General features: G+C 71.5%; 17 protein-coding genes. 6 read left to right on the top strand and 11 right to left on the bottom strand.

The window, feature by feature from the left end; all coding sequences use genetic code 11:
- Positions 1–43: 43 nt before the first annotated feature.
- The 4 genes from LPA42_RS13795 to LPA42_RS13780 form a co-directional block, all read right to left on the bottom strand.
- Positions 44–1,558, bottom strand: coding sequence for a glycosyltransferase family 87 protein (locus LPA42_RS13795; protein WP_077935336.1), 1,515 nt, complete (start codon positions 1,556–1,558; stop codon positions 44–46).
- Between the two features lie 71 nt (positions 1,559–1,629).
- Positions 1,630–1,956, bottom strand: coding sequence for a hypothetical protein (locus LPA42_RS13790; protein WP_144082495.1), 327 nt, complete (start codon positions 1,954–1,956; stop codon positions 1,630–1,632).
- Positions 1,957–2,271: 315 nt separating this feature from the next.
- A complete protein-coding gene (locus tag LPA42_RS13785; RefSeq protein ID WP_077935338.1) occupies positions 2,272–5,214 on the bottom strand; it encodes a transglycosylase domain-containing protein in 2,943 nt (980 codons plus the stop codon).
- 191 nt (positions 5,215–5,405) lie between these two features.
- Entirely contained in the window at positions 5,406–5,879 is a 474-nt protein-coding gene (locus LPA42_RS13780; RefSeq protein ID WP_077935339.1) for a DUF5318 domain-containing protein, read from the bottom strand.
- Positions 5,880–6,054: 175 nt separating this feature from the next.
- Between LPA42_RS13780 and LPA42_RS13775 the strand changes: the two genes are divergently transcribed.
- Both LPA42_RS13775 and LPA42_RS13770 read left to right on the top strand, forming a co-directional pair.
- Positions 6,055–6,693, top strand: a complete 639-nt coding sequence (locus LPA42_RS13775) for a PadR family transcriptional regulator (RefSeq protein ID WP_043960972.1) — start codon at positions 6,055–6,057, stop codon at positions 6,691–6,693.
- 23 nt (positions 6,694–6,716) lie between these two features.
- Complete coding sequence (locus tag LPA42_RS13770; RefSeq protein ID WP_077935340.1) at positions 6,717–7,796, top strand: inositol-3-phosphate synthase; 1,080 nt, start codon at positions 6,717–6,719, stop codon at positions 7,794–7,796.
- 87 nt (positions 7,797–7,883) lie between these two features.
- Here the strand turns inward: LPA42_RS13770 and LPA42_RS13765 are convergent, their stop codons facing one another.
- The 5 genes from LPA42_RS13765 to LPA42_RS13745 form a co-directional block, all read right to left on the bottom strand.
- Positions 7,884–9,284, bottom strand: a complete 1,401-nt coding sequence (locus LPA42_RS13765; RefSeq protein ID WP_158229353.1) for a DUF4407 domain-containing protein — start codon at positions 9,282–9,284, stop codon at positions 7,884–7,886.
- Positions 9,277–10,272: a hypothetical protein gene (locus tag LPA42_RS13760; protein WP_144082496.1), complete on the bottom strand. Its 996-nt coding sequence runs from the start codon at positions 10,270–10,272 to the stop codon at positions 9,277–9,279. The genes LPA42_RS13765 and LPA42_RS13760 overlap by 8 nt, the downstream gene beginning before the upstream one ends.
- 37 nt (positions 10,273–10,309) lie before the next feature.
- A complete protein-coding gene (locus LPA42_RS13755) occupies positions 10,310–12,436 on the bottom strand; it encodes a hypothetical protein (RefSeq protein WP_077935343.1) in 2,127 nt (708 codons plus the stop codon).
- Positions 12,429–13,190, bottom strand: coding sequence for a hypothetical protein (locus LPA42_RS13750; RefSeq protein ID WP_077935344.1), 762 nt, complete (start codon positions 13,188–13,190; stop codon positions 12,429–12,431). Before LPA42_RS13750 ends, LPA42_RS13755 begins: the two co-directional genes overlap by 8 nt.
- 212 nt (positions 13,191–13,402) lie before the next feature.
- Entirely contained in the window at positions 13,403–13,888 is a 486-nt protein-coding gene (locus LPA42_RS13745) for a methylated-DNA--[protein]-cysteine S-methyltransferase (RefSeq protein ID WP_077935345.1), read from the bottom strand.
- A 72-nt stretch (positions 13,889–13,960) separates the two neighbouring features.
- Here LPA42_RS13745 and LPA42_RS13740 point away from each other — a divergent pair, with 72 nt between their 5' ends.
- Both LPA42_RS13740 and LPA42_RS13735 read left to right on the top strand, forming a co-directional pair.
- Entirely contained in the window at positions 13,961–14,506 is a 546-nt protein-coding gene (locus LPA42_RS13740) for a hypothetical protein (protein WP_077935370.1), read from the top strand.
- Between the two features lie 41 nt (positions 14,507–14,547).
- The gene (locus tag LPA42_RS13735) at positions 14,548–16,059 is read left to right on the top strand and encodes a flotillin family protein (protein WP_077935346.1); all 1,512 of its coding nucleotides are present in this window, start codon (positions 14,548–14,550) and stop codon (positions 16,057–16,059) included.
- A gap of 159 nt (positions 16,060–16,218) precedes the next feature.
- Here LPA42_RS13735 and LPA42_RS13730 read toward each other — a convergent pair whose 3' ends face one another.
- Together LPA42_RS13730 and LPA42_RS13725 are read right to left on the bottom strand one after the other, a co-directional pair.
- A complete protein-coding gene (locus LPA42_RS13730; RefSeq protein ID WP_228986594.1) occupies positions 16,219–18,294 on the bottom strand; it encodes a S8 family serine peptidase in 2,076 nt (691 codons plus the stop codon).
- Between the two features lie 241 nt (positions 18,295–18,535).
- On the bottom strand, positions 18,536–19,996 hold the full coding sequence (locus LPA42_RS13725) for a CCA tRNA nucleotidyltransferase (protein WP_077935348.1): 1,461 nt from the start codon (positions 19,994–19,996) through the stop codon (positions 18,536–18,538).
- Between the two features lie 126 nt (positions 19,997–20,122).
- Here LPA42_RS13725 and murJ point away from each other — a divergent pair, with 126 nt between their 5' ends.
- Positions 20,123–21,868 carry a murein biosynthesis integral membrane protein MurJ gene (gene murJ, locus LPA42_RS13720; RefSeq protein WP_077935349.1) on the top strand — a complete coding sequence of 582 codons (1,746 nt, stop codon included), beginning with the start codon at positions 20,123–20,125 and terminating at the stop codon, positions 21,866–21,868.
- A 469-nt stretch (positions 21,869–22,337) separates the two neighbouring features.
- Positions 22,338–23,942, top strand: coding sequence for a protein kinase family protein (locus LPA42_RS13715; protein WP_077935350.1), 1,605 nt, complete (start codon positions 22,338–22,340; stop codon positions 23,940–23,942).
- Positions 23,943–23,980: the final 38 nt, after the last annotated feature.

Raw genomic sequence — 23,980 nt, 5'->3', positions numbered from 1 at the left:
GGCGCGGCCGGGGCGGGGAGCCCGGGCCGCGCCGAAGACCGGCTCAGGCCGCCGTCGGGGCCGGCACGGCGGCGGGCTCGCTGGGCTCGGGTCGCCGTCGCCACCGGTCCACCCAGGGCGCGTCCGGCGCGCCGTCGAGCACCCCGCCGTCGGGGTCGTCGGCGTAGGTGTCCCGCACCGCGTCGCGCTCGGGGTGCAGGATCTCCTTCACGACCAGCACGCAGAGCAGCGCGACGGTGCCCAGCCGCAGCGTCGCCGCCAGCACGAAGACCCCCTCGGGGAAGACCGGGCGGCTGGTCGCCGAGCCGAGCAGTTCCCCGTAGAAAGCGGCGAAGTAGCCGATCTCGGCGACCTGCCAGGCGATGAAGGCACCCCACCTGGGGCGGGCGAGGACGACCAACGGCAGCAGCCAGAGGACGAACTGCTGCGACCAGACCTTGCTGAAGATGAGGAACGCGGCGACGACGAGGAAGGCGAGTTGGGCCAGCCGGGGCCGCTTCGGCGCACGCAGGGCCAGCACCGCGACGCCGAGGCAGGCCAGCCCGAACAGGGCGTACGAGAGCCAGTTCAGGGTGGGGATGTTGGCGTTGAGCCACTCGAACGGTCCCATCGAGCCGGGGCCACCGGTGTTGACCTTGCCGTCGAGGTAGCGCCCGATGTACCAGAGCGTGCCCCAGTCGATGGGCCGGGTGGTGTTCAGCTCGAAGAAGCGGTCCCAGTTGTCGCGGTAGGGCACGGCCGCCGGCAGGTTGACCGCGACGAGGGCGACCAGCGCCGTACCGACGGCGGTGAGGCCGGCGCGGATCCGGTTGGCGCGCAGCGCGAGCACGAGGATCGGCCCGAGGACGAACAGCGGCCACATCTTGGCCGCGCCGGCCAGGCCGAGCAGCACCCCGGCCAGTGCCGGCCGGCTGCGGGCCCAGGCGAGGAAGCCGAACGCGGCCAGCCCGACGGCGAGCAGGTCCCAGTTGACGGTGGCGGTGAGGAACAGGGCCGGGGCCAGCGCGACAAGGGCGGCGTCCCAGGGTCGTCGGCGGCGCAGGGCGAGGATGACCGCGACGGTCGCCACGGCGAGGGCGCTGAGCACCAGGGCGTTGGCGTTGTACGCCCACTGCCCCTGGTTGATCTCCGGGTTGTCGACGCCGAGGGCGTGCACCGGCAGCCCGAGGGCACCCATGAAGTAACCGGTCAACACCGGGTATTCGACGGGGTGGTCCCGGTAGGGCACCTTGCCCTCGTTGAGCCCCTCGGCGTAGTAGAGCGCCAGCACGTCGGTGTAGCACATCCGGGTGTACTGGATGTTGTTCTGCCACGCGCCGTCCTGGCAGGGGGACTTCTGCACCCAGTGCAGGGCGAGGGTCAGGCAGGCCAGGGCCAGCACGATCCGGGCGGCCGTCCAGAACCGGCTCTCCCGGTCGGCGGGCCGGTTTAGCGCCACCGCGTGGTCGCCCAGCGGGCCACCGATCAGCTCAGATGCGCCACGGACGAACCCGTCCGACCGGGACGGGTGGTCACCGGGCCCGGCGTCGTCCATGTCTGCCGTCGACTGGGTGCTCATGGACAGGAATCATCCCGTACCGATGGCCCTCACGTCCCACCCTGGGCAAAACATTCCGGTACGCGAAACGGTCAGTCCTCCAGGGTGACGATCAGGTCAGGCGGGTTGAGCTGCCTGTCGAAGGACGCGGCGCAGGGGGTGTCCGCCATCTCGACCTGAGGGTCGGCGCCCACCACGCCCGACAGCCGGACGCAGAGCCGGGCGTGGACCACGGCCGCGACGTACCCGCCGCCGTTACCGGTGGCATCGTAGGCGACATCGACCTCAAGCCGGCCGCCCTGCGTGACGCGCTGCCCGAACACCATCCCGTAACGGTCGCCACCGGCCGCCGCCGCGAGACCGCTCAACCGCCTCTCGGTGCTCAGCGCCGCGAAGGGCGGATCGGTGAGCAGTTTCATAGCCGCTTGCCGGGCGTTCAGGGCGCGCTCCCGGACCGAGGTGGTCGCCTCGTCTCTCGCCTGCTGCTCCGAGTGGAGGCCACAGCTGGTGAGGCAGAGCAGGGCGACGCCCGCGAGGAGAACCCTCCTCACGGACGCCGCCAGTCCACTCGGGTCACAGGCTCGTCACACCGACGGCGACATGGTTCATCATCGATGCAGTTCGTGCTGAACCTGCCACGTCATGCTCCTATCGTCGAGGTGACCGGGAAACTGGGGTCATGCGAACGGCGGCCGGGCAACCAGCCCGACCACCGTTCGCATGACACGCGCTGGCTACTCCCGGATGCGGGGCACGGTGGTCGGCAGCAGGCCGCCGCCGGTGCCCCCCTCGTTGCCGGGCCCGGGGTTCGTCGGCGTGTCGGGGCCGCCGCCCGGGTTGCCGGGGAGTCCACCGCCCGGGTTGTTCGGGTTGTTGGGGTTATTCGGGTTGGTCGGGGTGTTGCCAGGGTTCTGGCAGAAGATGTCCAGCGGGTTGCACGCCGGCGGGTCCGGGGTGGGCGGCGGGGGCGGCGGGTCGCCGTTGCCCGCCTCCGGGTCGCCGATGTTCGCGGCTGGCGGGAAGCTCTTCTTCGGCTCGCCCTTGAGGGCGTCGTTCATGAACCGCTCCCAGATGCCGCCGGGGAGGTTCGCGCCGCTGACCCTGGTGCCGTCCTTCAGCTTCAGCGGCAGCCGCTTCTGCACGTTGCCCACCCAGACGGCCGTGGCGAGCTGCGGCGTGTAGCCGATCATCCAGGCGTCGCCGTTCTCCGAGCTGTCGGACTTGAGCTCCCAGGTGCCGGTCTTGGCGGTGGCCTCGCGGCCGTCGGCGAGCCGGTGGTTGACCTGGCCCGGGTATTCCTTCAGTACCGAGGTCACGTCGGCCACGACGTCCTTGTCGATCCGCCGCTTGGGGTCGAGCTTCTCGCTGCTGACCTTCTCCCACTTGCCGGTGGTCTCGTTCTGCTTCTCCACCGAGTAGAGGAAGTGTGCCTTGTTGTAAACGCCCTCGTTGGCGAACGTGGCGACGCCGTTGGCGTGGTCGAGGACCGTGATCGGGTACTGGCCGTAGCCGACGACGTGGAAGAACGGCGACGGCGCGATGTCCTTCGGGTCGGTCTTCGTCAGGTCGTACGCCTTGGCGGGGTCGGTGTCCGTGCGCCACATCGTGGTGACGCCGGCCTGCTTGGCCATGTCGATGACCTTGTCCGGCCCGATCTCCTGGGTGACGTAGTAGAACGGCACGTTCAGCGACTTGAGGGTGGAGACCTTCAGGGTGCAGGAGTTGCCGCAGGACGGGTTGTCGACGCCCGCGTTGCTGACCTTGAACTTCGTGCCCTCGGGGGTGAAGCCCCGGCCCTTCCAGCGCGACTCCAGCGCCTTGTCGGCCTTCAGCGCGGCGGCCAGGGTATAGATCTTGAAGCTCGACCCCGGCGAGTGGCCGCCGGTGACGGTGCCGTTGGAGTCGGTGTTCTTGCCGGCGTAGTCGGTGCCGGTGCCGTTGTCGCCGCCGTAGTAGGCGACGACGCGCCCGGTCTGCGGGTCGATGGCGACGACCGCCGCCATCAGGTTCTTGGGCTGGCCGGCGAGCTCCGAGCCCTTCGTCTTGCGCTGGGCGGCCTCGACCGCCGCCTTCTGGATCTTGGTGTCGATCGTGGTGCGGATGCGGTAGCCGCCGGCCATCAGCGCCTGCGAGCAGAGCGGCTTCTTGTCGGTGACGTCCGCCTCCTTGTCGACGCAGAGGCCCTTCTCGCGCATCTCGACCTTGACGTAGTTGATGACGTTGCCGTACGGCGTGTTCACGCCGAAGTCGATGCCAGCGCCGCCGTTCTTGGGGCTCTTGATGTTCTTCGGGTATTCGGTCGGGCGCTCCGGCCTGCCGGGGGCGTTCAGCCAGCCCTCCTCGACCATGCCGTTGATGACGTAGTCCCAGCGGGACTTGGCGTCGACCGGGTTGACGGCCGGGTCGTACCCCCTGTGGGTCTCGCTGGCGACCGGCTGCTTGATCAGCGCGGCGAGCACCGCGCCCTCGGCGACGGTCAGGCTCTTCGCCGGCTTGCCGAAGTAGGTCTGGGCGGCCGCCTCGATGCCGTACGCGCCCCGGCCGAAGTAGATCACGTTGAGGTAGTGCTGCATGATCTGCGGCTTGCCGTACTTGTCGTTCAGCTTGGAGGCGAGGATCGCCTCCTTGACCTTCCGGGCGTAGGTGTCGTCCTTCAGGTTGTCGTACGCGTTGCGGGCGTACTGCTGGGTGATCGTCGACGCGCCCTGCTTGTCGCCGCCGGAGACGTTGTTCCACGCGGCGCGGGCGATGCCCTTGTAGTCCACACCGGAGTGCCGGTAGAAGTTGCGGTCCTCGGCTGCGGCCACCGCGTCCTGCACGTGCTGCGGGATCTGGTCGATGGTGACCAGGGTGCGGTTTTGCTCGCCCACCTTGGCGATGATGGTCTTGTTGTCCATCGCGTAGAGCGTCGTCGCCTGCGGCGGCGTGGTGTCCTCGGGCAGCACGACGTTGGTCGAGTAGTAGGTGAAGCCGACCACGCCGATGCCGGCGAGCATGATGAAGACGGCGAAGCTGGCGATGAGGATGTTCGCCCGCCGGCGCTTGCGGGCCCGCGCCGACTTCGTGCGGCCGTCGGGGCCCCGGCCGCCGGGGCCGCGGTCACCCCCGCCGGGCGGTGCGCCGATGCCGGAGGCCGGGGAGACGCTCGCCCGGGCGACGGAGGCGCGGCCGGCGGGACCGCCGTACGGTGCGCCACTGACCGACGCGGCGCCCACGCTCGCTCGTCCGGCGGAGCCGACACCGACCGAGGCCCGACCGGCCGGGGAGACGGGCGCCGGGGAGACCGGCACCGAGGCTCGGCCCGGGGTAGCCCGGCCGGCTGTCGGCCCGCCCGGGGCCGGGGAGACGGGCACCGAGGCCCGGCCGGCCCCCGCGCGCCCGACCGAGGCAGAGCCCACCGAGGCGGAGCCGGCGGCGGCTGTGCCGCGCGGCGGCACCGCTGCGGAGCCGGCGCGCGGCGGCACGGCCGCCGAGCCACCCACCGAGGCGCGGCCACCCGCAGCCTGGCCACGGGGCGGCACGGAGGCGCGGCCCGGCTGTGCCGTACCCTCTGACCAGCTGCCGCGGGCGTCGTCGCCGCGACGGTACGCGTCGGCCGGGCCCGCACCCGGGTCGCCGTGGGCACCCGGTATCTGGGCCCGCCCGCGCGAGGAGCTGGGATCGCCGTACGAGTTCATTCCTCACACCCTGCCGGTCGCGGTGGGACGCGATCGCGCCGCCACCGGTTTGCCGTGAGCTGAAACACAGGACGCCGCCGCCCGAACGAGTCGGGCCGAGGGCATCACTTCCGGATCAATCGGACCTATCGGTCCTGAGAGCTGTCGGTCGTCCCGCCTCCTCCACATCGGGCCAACCGAGTCAGCTGGGTTCACCGTTGCGCCTCTCGCCTCCGCCGAACGGCCGGGCCGGCACCCGGGGCCGTGGCGGCCGAAGCACCGGCCGCGCCCTGGTCCGACCCGTCCTCCGCGCCGCCGACCAGCCCGTCCCGGCCCAGCAGGAACTGCTCGACGAGGTGGTTCCAGCCGCAGCCGAGGCACACCTCCACCACGAACACCTGGAACTCACGCAGCGTCATCGCCAGGACGGGCAACTCGGCAAGGGTACGCGCCTGCCCGGCGGACTGCTTGAGCTCGTCCCCGTAAATGTAGTGGACGTGGGTGAGGTTCTCACTGCGGCAGATCGGGCAGCGTTCCTCGGTGGGCTCACCGTGGAAGCGGGCCGCGTTCTTCAGGTACGGCGACGCGTCGCAGACGTCGTACGTGCCCACCCGGCCGGCGAGAAGTTCACGCAGCACCGCTCGCTTCCGGAGCGAGTAGTCGACGACCTGGCGCTGCGTACGCATGCGGAGAAGGGTACGCGGTCCGGCGCGGCGAGGCGACCACCGTCACAATCGGTGACCCCGAGAATTCGGCGTGGGGGTTTGCCCTGATCCTTGGTGAGCGGCTAACGTGCGATGTATCGGTCCGATACATCGCGGTGGTTGAGTCTCCGCGTCGGGGGGTAAGAAGGGGTGGCCCGTGCTCGATCTCGCCATCCTCGGCCTCCTCCAGGAGTCCCCGATGCACGGCTACGAACTCCGCAAGGAGCTCGCGGCCAAGCTGGGTGCGATCCGCGCGGCGATCAGCTACGGCTCGCTCTACCCCACCCTGCGCCGACTGCAGGCGGCCGGGTGGATCACCGAGGCTGACGAGACGCCCGCCACCGCCGAGGAGGTCCCCGCACTGACCAGCCGCCGGGGGCGGGTGGTCTACAAGATCACTGCGGAGGGCAAGGAACGCTTCGCCCAGCTGATCGCGCAGGCCGGCCCCGAGACGTACGACGACACGGGCTTCGGCGTGCACTTCGCGTTCTTCGCCCGCACCGACCAGGCGACCCGGCTGCGCATCCTGGAGGGCCGCCGCCGCAAGATCGAGGAACGCCGCGAAGGGCTTCGCGACGTGCTGGGCCGGGCGGCCGAGCGCCTCGACGCGTACACCCTGGAACTTCAGCGCCACGGCCTCGACGCCTGTGAACGCGAGGTCCGCTGGCTGGAGGAGCTCATCGCCAACGAGCGCTCCGGCCGTGCCCCGACGGTCCCGGACACCGGGACGGCCGGCGGCCGACGAGATAACGACAGCCCGCCTCCGCCTGGAGAGTCCAGGAAAGAGCGGCCGTGATGAAGAAGAAGGAGGCAGACGCTATGGGCTCCGTCCGCGTCGCCATCGTCGGTGTGGGTAACTGCGCCTCGTCCCTCGTGCAGGGCGTGGAGTACTACCGCAACGCCGACCCGAACGACCGCGTCCCGGGTCTCATGCACGTCACCTTCGGCGACTACCACGTCTCGGACGTGGAGTTCGTCGCGGCGTTCGACGTCGACGCCAAGAAGGTGGGCATGGACCTCGCGGAGGCGATCGTCGCCAGCGAGAACAACACGATCAAGCTCTGCGACGTGCCGCCGACCGGCGTCAGCGTGCAGCGCGGCCCGACCTTCGACGGCCTGGGCCAGTACTACCGCGAGATCGTCGAGGAGTCGGACGCCGAGCCGGTCGACGTGGCCAAGGCGCTGCGCGACGCGCAGGTCGACGTCGTCGTCTCCTACCTGCCGGTCGGTTCCGAGCAGGCCGACAAGTTCTACGCCCAGGCCGCGATCGACGCCGGCTGCGCGTTCGTCAACGCCCTGCCGGTCTTCATCGCCTCCGACCCGGAGTGGGCGAAGAAGTTCGAGGACGCGGGCCTGCCGATCGTCGGCGACGACATCAAGAGCCAGGTCGGCGCGACCATCGTGCACCGGGCCCTCGCGAAGCTGTTCGAGGACCGCGGGGTCGAGCTGCTGCGCACGTACCAGCTCAACTTCGGCGGCAACATGGACTTCATGAACATGCTGGAGCGCAACCGGCTGGTCTCGAAGAAGATCTCGAAGACCCAGTCGGTCACGTCCCAGATCCCGCACGAGATGCAGAAGAGCGACGTGCACATCGGCCCGTCGGACCACGTGCCGTGGCTCGACGACCGCAAGTGGGCCTACATCCGCCTGGAGGGCCGCTCCTTCGGCGACACCCCGCTCAACGCGGAGCTGAAGCTCGAGGTGTGGGACTCGCCGAACTCGGCGGGCGTCATCATCGACGCCGTCCGGGCCGCGAAGATCGCCCTGGACCGCAAGATCGGCGGCCCGATCCTGTCGGCCTCGTCGTACTTCATGAAGTCCCCCCCGGTGCAGTACGCCGACCACGACGCGCACGCCGCCGTCGAGTCCTTCATCAAGGGCGAGGTCGAGCGCTGACGCGCTGATCCCCAGCACGACCGCGAGGGCCGGGTCCGTCGGGACCCGGCCCTCGCCGTATGTGCCGTCGAGCGGTACGTGTCCTGGTCAGAAGGCCCCGGAGTCGGTCATGACGCGGCCGTTGGCCCCGGTGCGGCCAGCCTCCGGCGGCATCTCCCGCCTACCGCGCAGGAGCTCCGCGGCGTACGCGCTCACCGCGTCGCCCCGGCGGGCCGTCAGGCCCACCTGATGCTCCTGGAGTGACAGGTCGTGCTCGTCGCGCCGCATCCGGGTCCGCCGCTCGATCTCGTCCTTCTCTGCGGCATACCGCTCGATCGTTCTCCGCTCCTCGGTGTCCACGCGCTCCGCGAATATCCGTTGGGACGACCCGGCGCGCACCTTGAACAGCTCGTCGTAGCCGCTCGTGCCGCCGAAGAACTTCACCACCACCGGCAGGCAGTCGATCGCCACGAAGAACAACCGGATGGCCCAGGTGCCGACCGCGAGGGCGGAGCTCTGCCCGGTCAGGTCGTGCAGCGCGTCGAGCCGCTCCAGGAACCCGATGGCACCCTGATGGCTGCGCTCCTCCTCGACGCGACGGTTGATCTGCTCCTCGCGGCTCTGTTCGAACGTGGCCACCGCCGTGCCGAGCCGGGTCTCCAGGCCCGCGATGCGCTCGCGCAGGGTGGCCAGCTTCGCGGTGTTCTGGGCCACCGGATGGGTCCTGGCGAACTCCTCGGCGTCGGCCTTGCGCTGCCGGCACAACGGCCCCTCTCCGCTCCGGCCGCTGAAGCCGTCGCGCGCGCTCCCGCCACCCACGCACTCCTTGACGGCGTTGGAACGCAGCCGGGCGAGGGTGTCGGTGTCCCGCTTGACGGTCTTCTCCAACGCCGCCGCCTCGCCGCGGAGTCCGGCCAGCTCACGGGTCGTCGATGCGGGCGTGACCGCGAAGGTCAACACGAAGCCCTGGCACGCCGGGGTGACGGCGTCCCCCTCGGCGGTCGCCCGGTCCTCGCCGTTGCACTTGACCAGGTTCGAGCGGAGCGCGTCCAGTTGCCTGCCGCGCTCATCCTGGATGTGCTGGACGATGGCGGTCTCGAAGATCCGCATGATGAGCGGCTCGGCGATGATGAAGCCGAACATCAGCGCCACGGCGAGTCGCATCACCAACGATCCGACGCGCCGGGCGTTGCCCACCATGCTGGTGACCAGCAGCCGGTCCAGGTTCAGCACGAAGACGGCCCAGAGCAGGGCGGGCACCAGGTGCACCGCGGAGAAGGCGCCCAGCGACTGGTTGATCGCCATCAGCATCGAGAAGCCGGCGATCAGGGCGGTGCCGAGGACGACGCCGCCGAGCGCCGTGTGTCGGGCACGCTCGTGCCACACCTCCCGGAGCAGGCTCTCGTCCACTCCGGCGAGCGCACGCAGCAGCCGGGGCGGTTCGAGACCACGACGGCGGCTCACCCGCTCCGTTTCCTCCCCGCCCCACCGCTCCCGCTGCTCAGGCAATGTCTTCCTCGCTCGGGATGGCGTCCGGCTCCGACCGGTCCGCACCAGCACCGGCGCGACCGCTGGCGCGGCCCGCACCGAGCGGGATGGTCTGTCCGCTGTCGTTCAGCACGGGCCTCTCGCCCGCCCCCATGCGACGCCCCGCCACCTCGTCGAGCAGTCGCATCGGGTCGACGGGCATCCGGTCGAAGTAGCCACGGTCGACCATCATCTGCAGCGTCTCGCCGAGTTGCCGGCGTCGGTCCCGCTCGTCCTCCCGCATCCGCTCGGCCACCTGCCCGACGTTGACCTCGTGGCGGACCATGCCGAGGGCCTCGGCGAAGGCGGGTCCGGCGGAGAGCAGGTCGGCGTACCGGTTGATCTCTCCGTTCTCCCAGGCGACGTCGATCCGTCCGACCTCGTGCTCCCACTCCTTGTCCCGGACGCGGCGGCGTTGTTCGCGCAGCTCCGTCGAGGGGTGCACCAGGACCGAGGAGAACTCGATCGACATCCCCCGTACCGCCGGCGGCACCAGCGTGCAGTACGCGGTGATCTGCGCGTCGACCAACCGGCGGACCTCGTTGATGTCGTCGATCCGGTAGCTCTGGCCCAGGCCCTTGAGGTCACGGTCCTGGGCCAGGTGGTTGTACAGCACGGCGGAGAGGTCCATCAGCCCGGACTCGGCCACGGTCTCCGGTGCCAGCACCTGGCAGCGGAAGGTCGCCGAGATGGTGAAGTCGTCGGCCGCACTGATCGAGGGGATGACGAACGTGCAGGTGATCATCGAGGCGCGCCGCTGGACGACGCTCACCGCGACGGCGTTGACCACCATGTCGTCGGCGAGGTCGATGTGGCGGTCCCCGTACAGCCGCTGGCGGCCACCAACCTTGAAGACGTAGACACCGCCGGGCGGCACCGGCGGCAGGTCGTCGGCGCTGCGGCGGGCCGGCAGGAGCAACCGGCGAGGTACGGGGGGCAGGGTTTTCTCACTCAGGACCGGGTACAGCATCTCAATCTGGCCCTTCCTCAGGGACGTCAAGAACGGATCAACGCAGGGCAGGTCGGACGGGGGTGGTGCGGGCGAGGGCGGCAAGCAGGGCGTCCATCACCGGGCGGTAGACGTCGGCCTCCCCGAACGGGCACCGGAGGGCCCACGCCAGATCGCGGCAGAGCAGCGCGCACTCGTCGGGGGACAGTTCGGCCCGCATCGCACCGCCGAGCTGACCGGCCGCGTCCCCGGCGGCGGGAAACCGCGCGAGGGCTCCCAACGTCGCGCGCAGCGCATCGATGGCGGGTCCCCGGTGTGGGAGGCTGCGCAGCACCTCGGCCCAGAGCGCCCCGATCGTCGCGATGGCCTCGGGCCGCAGCCGCAGCACATACGCCACCATCGGCTCCTCGCGGTCGAGGTGCTGGACCGCGAGCACCTCCAGCACCGCCTCGGTCGCGTGGCCGGGCTGCCGGAGGTCCACCGCCGCCGTCAGGGTGCGACGGAGCCGGAGCAGCAGGCGCTTGAGCAGCGCCACCGAGCCGCCGAGGTCGGCCGCGGTCGCGCAGAAGAGCAGCCCGAGCGAGCGGACCGCCATCACCCGGATCCGCTGCCCTCGCGTGGACAGGTGCCACAGCCAACGCTCGGCCTCGGTCGGATAGCGGATGCCGAGCGGCCCGCCCAATGCCATGGCCGCCGTCACGGCGCAGTTCTGGCCCGCCCCGTCCGTCCAGCCGAGAACAGTCCGGAGGGCCACCGGGGCGAGGACGTCGTCGCCGGCCATGAACGACAGCGTCGACACGGCGGTGAACCGCTTGGCGGCATTGCCTGCAGCCCAGGAACGCAGCAGGTCACGGGCCTCCCCGGCGGCGCTCCGGTTGCGCGCGAGCAGGGTGACCCCGAGCGCGAGCTGGAGCCGGACGTCCAGGTCCCGGCTGGCGGCGACTTCGTCCATCCACAGGCGTAGTGGCTGCCAGAGCTGGTAGTCGCACTCGTTCAGCTCGCGCAGCACATGCTCGCGCATCGCGGCGGAGACGAAAACGATCCGCCGCTCGTACCCCAGATCGTCGTCGAGGGTGGTGCCGTCCTGCCGGGCGATGAGGCCACCGTCGCGGTGCAGCCCGCGCCGGCCCTGGATCACCGGCGGCGGCGCGGCGAACTCGGGGTCGACGGTCGGCTGCGGGATGCGCTCGGCCCGGTCGATCTCCCGTAGCCGGGCGTGTGTCCGCTCGAAGGTGCGCTCGGGGAGTTCGTAGGCGAACGCCAGAGCCGCCACCGTGAGCAGTTCGTCCCACTCCGAGGCCTGGCCGAACCACTCCTCGACCCGGTGCCGGGCGGTTTTCTCGACCTCGTCGAGCGCTGCTTCCACCCCTTGCGGGAGCCGGTCGAGCAGTCGTACCACCTCGGCGGGCCGGCCGAGCTCGGCGGCGTGCTGCCGAATCCGCGCCTGGTCGTCCTCCGGCAGCGGAAGCCCGCGCCCGTCCAGGAGACGTCCATCGAGGATGGCGTTCGGGTCCGGGCGTTGCCAGGCGACGACGTGCCGGCTCGACCCCGGTCGCAGAGCCGCCCGCGGCTCGGTGGTGATCACCAGGAACGCGCCGGCCTTCTCCAGCCGATCACTGAGCCGCGCCAGGCCGAACTCCTGCACCACGCCGTCTCGACGCTCGCCCAACCAGTCCAGCACGACGTAGCCACGGTCGCGCAGGTAGTCGTACTCGATGAGCTGCGCGAGCGGCATGGCGGGCGACAGGCCGGTCACCTCCCCGGCGCGCCCGGTCGCCTCGTGCAGCAGCGCGAAGGCGGAGGCGCGACGGCCGACGCCCTCCTCGCCGGTGAGCACGACCAGCTGGGACGCGCGTAACTCGCTCAGCGTGGCGGTGAAGCCGCGGGGCCGCACGTAGTACCGCAACGCGTGCTCGATGTCCGCCGGCCGCAGCCGGCCCACCAACGCCGGGGTCGCCAGGGTGCCGCCGGAGACCCCGAAGGTGGCGTGCGCGGCGTGGACCTGCCCGTAGAACTTGTTGATGACGCGTGCGCCGTACCGCTGGTCGTCGAGCCCGACCTCGTCATCCGGGGTGGCGGCGGGAACCTGCGGGGCTGCGGGCGGTCCGCCCGCGGGGACCGCGTCGTCGCTGCCGGCCGGCCCGTCGGCGTCCGGTCCGGTGGACGTGGCTTCCCCGTCATCCATGGACACCCCCGGAGATGCCGAAGGTGGCGTGGTCCGCGTGCACCTCGTTGTTGAAGATGTTGTTGACCAGGCCGGATCGGGACGCGCCGGATCCTGTGGGGCGGGCCCGGGCATCCTCCGGTGTCGGGCCTGCGGGCTGGTCGGGCGCCCCGCCGAGGTCGAGCCGGTGCACGTCGGTGCCGGGCACGCGGAGCCAGGCCGTGGCCCTGTACTCCTTCTCGGACACCTCCACCCGGCGGAAGTCGTCCGCGACCAGGGTCGTGTGCCCCTGACCGATCACGTCGGTGAAGACCACGTCCGAGACGATCAGAGCCAGGTTCACGGCCGGGGCGAGCTTGAGCGCGCTGCGGACCGGCGCGGAGTTCAGGAGCCGACTCACCACGACGACGCCCTGGCCGGCGAAGCCGTTGTCGGCCCGGTAGGCGACGCCGACGTGCAGGGCCATCCGTAGGCGCAGGCGCTCGGCCGGATCCCGGGACCGGTTGTACCGGGCCAGTTCGGCGTCGAGCTGCCGGGGAAAGTCGTCAACCATTCTGGGCTCGTCGGGTCCGAGCGGCACGAGGGACAGTTCTTCGTCTCCCACTCCCTGCCGCAGCCAGGTGGTCCGGTCCAGCTTCGCCCGGGCGGCAGCCGCGTCCAGGAGTTGGACCAGGGTTCGTTGCATGTCGTGCTGGGCGCAGTCGTCGCGCCCGCCGTAGCCCTCGGCATCGACGGAGACGCAGAATCGTCGGCCGAACTGCTCGTGAAGCTGCATGAACAAGCGCTCCCGTAACGATGAGTGGTGTGATTTCTGCCCACCCACTGTTCGCGTGATCAGCCTGCCAAACCCCCCGCAAGTACGGCTTTCGCCTGTCAGCTATGCGATAGGGCGGATTCATCGGGCATGGCGAGGAACAACCGACGGGATCGACCGGATTGTAGTCGCACCCTGACTGTGAGCGACAGCAACCGAGTGGCGACGGTTGGTCAGCTCCAGAGCCGGCGCAGGGCGACGCCGGCCTCCAGCTCCAGCAGCTTCACCTTGCGGGGCAGGCCGCCGCCGAACCCGACCAGCTTCGCCCCCGCACCCACGATCCGGTGGCAGGGGACGATCACGGGGATCGGGTTGCGGTTGCAGGCCACCCCGACGGCCCGCGCCGCCCCCGGGTCACCGCCGCCGACCAGTCGGGCCACCTCGCCGTAGGTCGACGTCTCCCCGTACGGGATGCGGGTCATCTCCCGCCACACCGCGCGCTCGAACTCGGAGCCCCGGCGCGCCGTCACCGGCACCGTGAACTCGGTCAACTCCCCGGCGAAGTACGCCCGCAGCTCGGCCACGACCCGGTCCGACAGATCGTCGCCGGGTACGTCAACGGCGCTCTCCACCCGCCCGAAGTGCGCGCCGCACACGGCGTCGTCGTCGGTGGCCACGGAGAACGCGCCGATCGGGGAGTCGAGCACGGTCCAGCGCATGCCCCATTCTTTCCCGCGAGCGTGACCCGCCCGACCCCGCCCACCCGCAACGGTGGCGGCCGGCGCCGCCGGATGACCTTGCACGGCGTCGATACCGTGCAGGTCGTGGCCACCGGAACGCTCATCTTCCTGATCATCGGCGGGGCGGGCGTCGGCGTGCTGGCGCTGGCCCTGCTCGGCACCGAGCTGTTCCACTTCAGCCATCCCGGTGCCGACGGTCCGGTGTCCCTGGAGGCGGTCGCCGGGTTCGCCGGCGCGTTCGGCTTCGGCGCGGCGATCGTCAACGAGCTGCTCGGTGCGCGTACCCCCGGGATGGTGGCGGCGGCCGTGGCCGGCGGCGCGGTCGCTGCGGTGCCCACCGCGTGGGTCGCGGCCCGGATGAGCCGGGCGGCCCGCACCATGCGCACCGACCCCACGCCCACCCGCCACCACCTCGTCGGCGCGCTCGGCCTGGTCGTGACCCCGATCCCCGTGGACGGCTACGGCGAGGTCAGGGTCCGCGTCGCCGGCCAGCCGGTCAAGCTCAACGCCCGCGCCGACCGGCCGATCGGGATGGGCGAGCAGATCTTCGTGGTCGAGGCCCTGAGCGAGACCAGCGTGCACGTCGAGACCTACTGACCCCCACCGTCCTCCTCCCCTTGTCGCAGAGCGGAAGTCGTATGCCCCTTCTCATCGCCATCGGCGGCGCGGTACTCCTCGTCGTCGTCCTCGTCCTGTTCGTGCTGTCCCGGATCAAGGTCGCCGGGCCCAACGAGGCGTTCATCGTCACCGGCCGCAAGGGCCGGACCACCGAGACCGCCGACGGCGGCCGGTCCACCGACATGTCCGGCCAGAAGGTCGTCCTCGGCGCGTCGGTGTTCGTGCTGCCCGTGGTGCAGAAGCTCCAGTCGCTCGACCTGTCCAGCCGCCGCATCGACGTCGGCATCAAGGGCGCCGTGAGCAAGCAGGGCATCCGGGCCGAGCTGCACGGCGTCGCCATCGTCAAGGTCGGCGGCACCGAGGACGCGATCCGCGCCGCCGCGCAGCGCTTCCTGCACCAGCAGGACGAGATCGACAACTTCACCCGCGAGGTGCTGGCCGGCGCGCTGCGCTCGATCGTCGGCCGGCTCACCGTCGAGGAGGTCATCCGGGACCGGGCGGCGTTCGCCAGCGCGGTGGCCGAGGAGGCCGAGCACTCGATGACCAACCAGGGCCTGGTGCTGGACACCTTCCAGCTCCAGGACATCGTGGCCGAGGGCTCGTACCTCCAGGACCTGGGGCGGCCGGAGGCGGCCCGCGTGCTCAAGGACGCGGCGATCGCCGAGGCCCGGGCCCGGCAGCAGGCCGAGCAGGAGCGGCTGCTCGCCGAGGAGGCCATCGCCGAGGCGAACCGGAACCTGTCGCTCAAGCAGGCCGCCATCCAGGCGGAGATCGACGCGGCGAAGGCGAAGTCGGCGGCGGCCGGCCCGCTCGCCCAGGCCGAGCGGGACCAGGCGATCCTCTCGGAGCAGCAGAAGGTCGCCGAGCGCAACGCCGAGCTGAAGCAGCGCCAGCTCGACACCGAGGTGCGCAAGCCGGCCGACGCCGCCCGGTACAAGGTGGAGCAGGAGGCCGAGGCGGCCCGCAACGCGGCGGTGCTCAACGCCGACGCGCGGCGGCAGGCCACCATCGCCGCCGCACAGGCCGAGGCCGAGCAGGCCCGGCTCACCGGTGAGGGCGAGCGGGCCCGCCGGGCCGCGCTGGCCGAGGCGAACGCCATCGAGGGCGCCAAGGAGGGCGAGGCCGAGCAGCGCCGCCGGTCCGCGATCGCGGAGGCCGTCGAGCGGGAGGGCCAGGCCGAGGCCGCGGCCATCCTGGCCAAGGGCCAGGCCGAGGCCGACGCGATGGCCCGCAAGGCCGAGGCGTTCGCCGCGTACGGGGAGGCCGCGGTCCTGGACCTGCTGGTCCGGGTGCTGCCGCAGGTGGTCGAGGCCGCCAGCGCGCCGATCGGCGCGATCGACAAGCTGACCGTCATCTCCACCGACGGGGCGTCGTCGCTGACCAAGTCGGTGGCGAGCAACGTGGCGCAGGGCCTCCAGCTCGGCACCGACCTGACGGGCATCGACCTGGCCGGCCTGCTCGCCAAGCTGGGCGCGGCGCGCAACGCCGGCACCGAGGCGACCACGGTGGACGGGACCGCCGTCGACCGCTGACCCTGATCAGCATCACGAAGCCGGCCGGGCCCGTCGTGGGCCCGGCCGGCTTCGCTTTCGGTACGGAGGATTCGGCCGTCCCGGGAAAGGCCGGCGCCCGCCGGACCACCCCGGTCGTTGGGGGCGGTGCCGACGGGCGCCGGATGTGGTGCGGGATCCTCAGGCGAGGCCGATGGTGAACTGCTCCCAGGCGCCGACCGAGGTGCTCTTGGCGATCAGCGGCTTGCTGCCGCCGCTGTCCGCCTTGACGATCTTGCCGTTCGCGTTCGCGTACAGGTGGACGGTGCCGTCCGGGTGGTGCCAGCCGACGTAGAACGCCTCCCAGTCGCTGATCGAACCGGCCTTCGCCAGCAGCGGCTGGGAGCCGCCGCTCTGCGCCGTCACGTACTTGTTGTTGACCAGGGCCCGGAAGGCGATCCAGCCGTAGCCGAGGTCGACCAGCTCGTACTTCTCCCAGGAACCCACCGAGGTGCTGCGGGCCAGCAGCGGCTTGCTGCCGCCACCGTCGGCCGCGACGAACTTGCCGTTCGCCTTGGCCTTCACGCTGACGATCGGGTTGGGCGCCTCGAAGTCGAACTTCTCCCAGGCGCCGATGCTGGCGCTCTTGGCGAGGAGCGGCTTGGTGCCCGCGCCGTCGGCGGCCACGTACTTGCCGTTGACCTGCGCCTTGAGGCTGACGCTGCCGTCGGTGTTGTTGACGAGCTGGAACTTCTCCCACGAGCCGATCGCGGTGCTCTTGGCGATCAGCGGCTTGCTGCCGCTGCCGTCGGCCGCGACGTACTTGCCGTTGGCCTTCGACTTGAGGGCGACCACCCCGCTGCTGACGGAGACGACGTCGAACTTCTCCCACCCGCCGAGCTGCCAGCTGCGGGCGATCAGCGGCTTGGAGCCGCCGCTCTCGGCCACGACCAGGGAGTCGTTGACCCGGGCCCGCAGGCCGACGTTGGTGCGGGCCACCGGGGTCGCGCCGACGTGCGCGAGCCGGTCGATGCTGCCCGCCGGGCCGAGCACCGCGCCGGAGACGCCGTTGGTGACGACGGCGTTGCGCACCTGCTGCGGGGTCCAGTTCGGGTTCTGGGCGAGCAGCTGCGCGGCGATGCCGGCCACGTGCGGCGCGGCCATCGACGTCCCGTTGATGGTCTCCGTCGCGGTGGTGCCGCCGATCCACGCCGAGGTGATGCCGACGCCGGGGGCGAACGTGTCCAGGCAGGTCCCGTAGTTGGAGAAGCCGGCCATCATGTCGACCCGGTCGGTGGCGCCGACGGTGATGGCGGCCGGCGCGCGGGCCGGCGAGTACGCGCAGGCGTCGTCGGCCTCGTTGCCGGCGGCGACGACGTAGGTGATGCCCTGGCCGATGGAGGTGGCGATCGCGTCGTCCAGCACCGGGTCCACGTCGCCGCCGAGGCTCATGTTCGCCACCGCGGGCTTCTGGGCGTTGTTGGTCACCCAGTCGATCCCGGCGACGACCCCCTCGGTCGAGCCGTAGCCCTCGCAGTCGAGCACGCGGACCGCGACCAGGTCGACATCCTTGGCGACGCCGTAGGTCGTGCCGCCCACCGTGCCCGCCACGTGCGTGCCGTGGCCGTTGCAGTCGGCGGCGTCGCCGCCGTCGATCGCGTCGAACCCGGAGCTGGCCCGGCCGCCGAAGTCCTGGTGGTTGATGTTGATGCCGCTGTCGATGATGTACGCGGTGACGCCGCTCGACGACGGGTACGTGTAGGACTTGCTCAGCGCCGGGGTGGTCTGGTCGATGCGGTCCAGGCCCCACGAGGGCGGGTTGGTCTGGGTGCCGCTCGCCGAGACCTTGCGGACCGGCTCGACGTACGCGACGTCCGGGTCGGCCGCCAGCCGCTTCGCCTCGGCGGGGGTGAGCTGCGCGGAGTAGCCGCGCAGGGCCCCGGTGAAGACCTTCCGCACCTTGCCGCCGTTGGCCTTGGTGAGCGCCTTGACGGTGCTGCGGGTGGTGCTCGCGGCGGCCTTGCCGTTCTTCAGCTTGACGATGTAGCGGCCCGGCACGACGCCCTTGGTCAGGGCGTCACGCGCCTGCGACCGCTTCGGCGCGGTCAGGTTCGGCCGCACCGGGTTGCCGGCGGCGTCCAGGCTGGACGCCTCGACGCCGGCCGGCTCCGGGCTGGCCGGGGCGGAGGGTTCGGCCATCGCCGCGCCGCCGGTGGTGGCGAGGGCGATGGAGGTCGCGGAGGCGAGGGCGAGCCCGGCCACCGCAGAGCGGCGCATTACGCCACGACGTGTCAAAGAGATCTCCCCGTTGCAGCATCGGCCGTCCACCTCGGACGGCCGAGAACAATGAATCAGGCCTCACACTGAAATGGACAGGAGGCCACGATGATGTTGCATCATCATGGACGCTGGTCGAAGGGAATTACCTCAGCCGATCGGTCGATACGCTACCGTCGCGTCGTCAGTTTCCCGACAGGACGCGCGATCGGAGCGCCGCGCCGTCCCGGCGGACCCGCGATCAGCCGCCGACGCCCTCTTCGCGGGCCCAGCGCAGCAGCTCCGCCTCGGCCTCGTCGCGGTCCAGCGGGCCGCGCTCCAGGCGCAGCTCCTTGAGGTGCTTCCAGGCCCGACCCACGATCGGCCCCGGCGGCACGCCGAGCAGCTCCATGATGGCGTTGCCGTCGAGGTCGGGGCGGACCCGGGCGAGGTCCTCCTCGGCGGCGATCCGGGCGATCCGCTCCTCCAGCGCGTCGTAGTCGGCCGCGAGGGCCGCCGCCTTGCGCCGGTTGCGGGTGGTGCAGTCCGAACGGGTCAGCTTGTGCAGGCGGGCCAGCAGGTCACCGGCGTCGGTGACGTAGCGGCGGACCGCCGAGTCGGTCCACTCGCCCCGGCCGTACCCGTAGAAGCGCAGGTGCAGGCCGACCAGCTTGACCACCTGGGCGGTGACGTCCTTCGGGTATCGCATGGCCTTCATCCGGGCCTTGGTGAGCCGCGCGCCGACCACCTCGTGGTGGTGGAAGCTGACCCGGCTGTCCGGCCCGACGGCCTTGGTGGCCGGCTTGCCGACGTCGTGCATCAGCGCGGCCATCCGCAGGACGAAGTCACACCCGTCGGTCTCGTACGACACGGCGTTGGCGACCACGGTGAGCGTGTGCTCGTAGACGTCCTTGTGCTGGGCGTGCTCGTCGATCTCCAGCTTCAGCCCGGTCAGCTCGGGCAGGAAGCGGTCGGCCAGGCCGGTGTCGACCAGCAGCCGCAGGCCGGTGATCGGGTCCGCGCCGCAGAGCAGCTTGGTGAACTCGTCGCGGATCCGCTCGGCGGTGATCCGGTCGAGGTCGGCGGCCATGCTGGTCATCGCGGCCCGCACGTCGGGGTGCACCGCGAAGCGGAGCTGGGCGGCGAACCGGGCGGCCCGCAGCATCCGCAGCGGGTCGTCGCCGAAGGACTCGGCGGGGGTGCCGGGGGTGCGGATCACCCGGGCGGCGAGGTCGTCGAGACCGCCGTGCGGGTCGGTGAACCGGTGCGCGGGCAGGCTCACCGCCATCGCGTTGATGGTGAAGTCGCGACGCCTGAGGTCCTCGGTGAGGCTGGTGCCGTACTCCACGACGGGGTTGCGGCTGACCTGGTCGTACGCCTCGGCGCGGAACGTGGTGATCTCCAGCCGCAGCCCGTCGCGTTGGCAGCCGATGGTGCCGAACTCCCGCCCGGTCTCCCAGATCGACTCGGCCCAGCCCTTGACGATCCGCAGGGTCTGGTCGGGATGGGCGTCGGTGCAGAAGTCGAGGTCGTCGCCGAGGCGGCCGAGCAGGGCGTCGCGCACCGAACCGCCCACCAGGTGCAGCTCGTGGCCGGCGTCGGCGAACCGGCGGCCCAGCTCGTCGGCGACCGGCGAGACGCGGAGCAGTTCGGCGACGGCGTTGCGCTGCGCGGCGGTGAGTTCGCGGCGGTCGGCGGCGTGGGGTGCGGAGGCTTCGGACATGGGATCGCCAGCCTATCGGTCGGGTCGGGGGCCTGATCCGCCGGGCGCGGGTAACCAGCAGGTGTTGACTATGGTCATGGTGTGCGGGCCGGTGCCCGGCTCCGACGTACCCCTGGGAGGCTGGAGATGAGCGGCGGTCTCTACCGCAGCGCGAACGCCGCGCAGGGCGGCGGCCGGCCCCCCGGCGACGACGCCACCTTCATCTCGGCGGAGCCGCTGAACCAGCCCGCGATCGAGTCGACCGCGCCGCCCCAGGAGCAGGTCGCCGAGGCCAGCGCCGCGACGAACAGCGCGGTGATGGCGATCGGCAGCCTGGTCAGCCGGGGCACGGGCTTCCTGCGCACGCTGGCGCTGACCGCCGCGCTGGGCGGGGCGCTGGTCGGCGACGCGTACACGACGGCGCAGATCCTGCCGGGGATGGTCTACGAGTTCCTGCTAGGCGGCATCCTCACCAGCGTCCTGATCCCGGTGCTGGTGCGCCGTCGCAAGGCCGACGCGGACCGGGGGCAGGCGTACACGCAGCGGTTGCTGACGCTCGCGGTGGTCACCCTGGCCGTCGCGGCGCTGCTCGCCGTCGCGGGAGCCTCGCTGCTGACCGCGCTGTACGCGAGCGACAAGTCCAGCGGCGACTACCAGTCGCTGGTCACCAAACTGTCGTACCTGATGCTGCCGATGATCTTCTTCACCGGCCTCAGCGCGTTGATCAGCGCGGTGCTCAACACCCGGGGGCACTTCGCCGCCCCGATGTGGGCACCGATCCTGAACAACCTCGTGGTGATCGGCACCGTCGGCCTCTACATCGCCATCTTCGGCGCGGAGATCGTCGACCCGGAGCAGATGACCACCGGGCGGATCCTGCTGATCGGCGGCGGCACCCTGCTCGGGGTGGCGATCCAGGCGGCCGGGCTGCTGCCGGCCCTGCGCAAGGTGGGGTTCCGCTGGCGGCTGCGGTTCGACTTCCGGGCGCTGGGCCTGGGCGAGCTGGGCCGGCTCGGCGCGTGGATGTTCTGCTACGTGGCGGTCAGCCAGATCGGCCTGATCGTCCTGTTCAACCTGCTCAACCGCGCCGGCCGGGAGAACGCCGCCGGCCCGCTGATCTACAACAACGTCTTCCTGCTGCTGATGATGGCGCACGGCATCATCGCCGTGTCGATCATCACGGCGCTGATGCCCCGGATGAGCGCCGCCGCCGCCGACGGCCGGTACGCCGACCTCGCCGCCGACCTGTCCCGGGGCACCCGGACGGTCACGGCGGTGCTCGCCCCCATCGCGGTCTGCTACGCGGTGCTCGCCGGCCCGCTGTCGGTGACGCTGTTCCGCTACGGCGCGTTCAGCGACGAGAACGCCACCGCCACCTCGCTGGTGCTGCTGGTCGCGGCGCTGGCCCTGGTCCCGTTCGCGGTCAGCCAGTTGTTCACGTTCGCCTTCTACGCGCTCCCGGACACCCGCACCCCGGCCCTGATCAACATTCCGGTGGTGGCGCTGCGGATCGGCGTGCAGATCGCGCTGTTCGCCGCCTTCTCCGCCACCTTCGCGGCGGCGGGGATGATGATCGGCAACGCGGTCTCCTACCTGGCCGCCGCAGTGTTCTCCGCGCTGCTGCTGCGGCCCCGGGTCGGCCGGATCGGGCTGGGCGGGATCCTGCGCACCCTCGGCAAGGTCCTGGTGGCCGCGCTCGGTGCCGCGCTGGCCGGCCTGCTCGTGGTGAACCTGCTGCCGGGCGGCGACACGCTGAGCTGGCCGCAGGCCGTGTTCCGGCTGGTCGTCGGCGGCGCGGTCATCGCGGGGACGTACCTCGGGCTCGCCATGGTGCTGCGGATCGGCGAGATCACCGAGGTGGTCGGGATGGTCCGCCGCCGCCTCGGCCGCTGACCGGGCCCGCCGGCCGCTTCGGGCCGGCCGGTCGAGCGGGCCCTCCGCCCGGCAGACACGGAGCGTGATCGAGGATCACCAGGCTGGGGACAGCCCTGTGGATAACTCAGCGATTCGCCGCTCAGCAGCCATAAGGCCCTGTGGACAACCAACCGTAAGGCTGAGCATGGCGGGCCGTTCGGCGGGGAATCCGTCGCCGTCGCCCGGACGCCACACCGGCGCGGCCCCTGCAACGACTACTTGCCGTCAACCTCTAGATTGGCTAGTACATGTGCCAGCAACGCGGCCGACAACGGTCGTAACCGGACAGGCGCGGCCACTCCCGGCACCTCAGCCGGGTACGCCGGGAAGATGACATGTCGGGGAGGCCGGCAACCCGGGTAAGGTCGCTCTCGACGGGTACGGCTGACCCCGGCGCTCCGCGTCGAGACCGTCGGTCGGTTCCTCAACAGGCAGAGCGGGAAGCCAGATGCCCAGCAGCGCGGGTCCATCGATCGACACGATCACCGAGGGAGGACGGGTGACCCAGGTCGGCGAGGGTCAGCAGGCGGAGGAGAGCGCTCCGCCGATCATGACCTTCGGTGCTCCCACGGCCGGTGAGATCCTCGCCGAGCGGTACGAGCTGGTCGAGCACATCAACAACGACAGCGCGGGCCGGCTGGTCTGGCGCGGGGTCGACGTGGTGCTGCGCCGCCCGGTCGCGGTCGTGCTGCGTTACCCGGGCGGCGACTCGGCCACCGAGATGCTCCAGGCGGCCGTCGCGGCCAGCCGGGTGATCCACCCCAACCTGGTCGGCGTGTACGACGCGATCGACGAGGCCGAGCGGGCGTACGTGGTCCGCGAGTGGGTGGACGGCCGGTCCCTGCGGGAGATGGTCGCCGACGGCCCCCTCGACCCGGGCCGGACGACCGCGATCGGCAACGCCGTGGCCAGCGCGCTGGCGGCCGTGCACGCCACCGGCATGGTGCACGGCAACGTGCACCCGGGCACCGTCATGATCAGCGACGAGGGCCGCGTGGTCCTGGCCGACGCCCGCACCGACGGCGCCGACAGCCAGGAGAACGACGTCCGCGCGATCGGCGGCATCCTCTACTTCGCCCTGACCGGGCACTGGCCGCACGCCGAGGCCCCGCTGCACGGCGCCACCGCCGGGCACGGCCGGGCCGCGATCCCCGACGCCGTGCGCGACGCCAGCGGCGCGATCGCCGCGCCCCGCCAGGTCCGGGCCGGCGTGCCGGCCTACCTCGACGACCTCACCATGGACCTGCTCGACGCCGGCATCGCCCCGCCGCCGTCGGACGTGCTCTCGGCGGAGCTGGCCCGGCTGGACATCCCGGTGGAGGACGACGGCTACCTGGAGCCCGCCGGCCCGCTGCGGTTCGCCGCCGACAACGGCGAGGAGCCGTCGCCGCTGGCCTCGGTCGCCGGGCGGAAGGTCGCCGTCGGCATCGCCGGCCTGTTGGCGGTCGCCCTCGTCGGCCTGCTCATCGGCATCAGCATCCTCGGCAACGACGACGAGACGCCGGAGACCGAGCCGGTGGCCCGGCCGTCCAGCAGCGCCCCGGCGACCGAGGCGACCCCCGCCGCCGCCGTGCGCAAGCTGTCGGTGACCGAGGTCCGCATCGTCGACCCGGACAGCAAGCTCCGCGACGAGCTGGGCGGGGCCGAGAAGGTGATCGACGGCGACGCGGACAAGGGCTGGGACACCGACACCTACACCCGGTCGAACTTCGGCAACACCAAGAGCGGCATGGGCGTCTGGATCGACCTCGGCGAGGAGCGCACCGTCAAGTCGGTGCAGGTGAGCCTCTCCGCCACCGGGGCCTCCGCCCAGCTGTTCGCGGGCACCACCGACCCGCCGCCCACGTCGTCGGGCGACAAGGAGCTGTTCGCCAGCTACAAGAAGAACCCGATCGGGCAGCCCTTCGAGCAGCACGACGGCACCACGATGACCTTCAACGGCTTCGACGCCGACGCGAAATACCGCTACCTGCTGTTCTGGATCACCGAGCTGCCCCCGAACGACCGGGGCTACCAGGTCGGCGTCCAGGAGATCACGGTCCAGGGGTCGTGAACCGGGGCCCGGCGACGGGGCACCGCAGCGATCGGGCG

This window comes from Micromonospora sp. DH13, assembly GCF_020873825.1.
Taxonomy (GTDB): Bacteria; Actinomycetota; Actinomycetes; order Mycobacteriales; family Micromonosporaceae; genus Micromonospora; species Micromonospora haikouensis.
The sequence above is the reverse complement of the archived record's forward strand: the minus strand, read 5'-3'. Positions and strand labels throughout refer to the sequence as shown.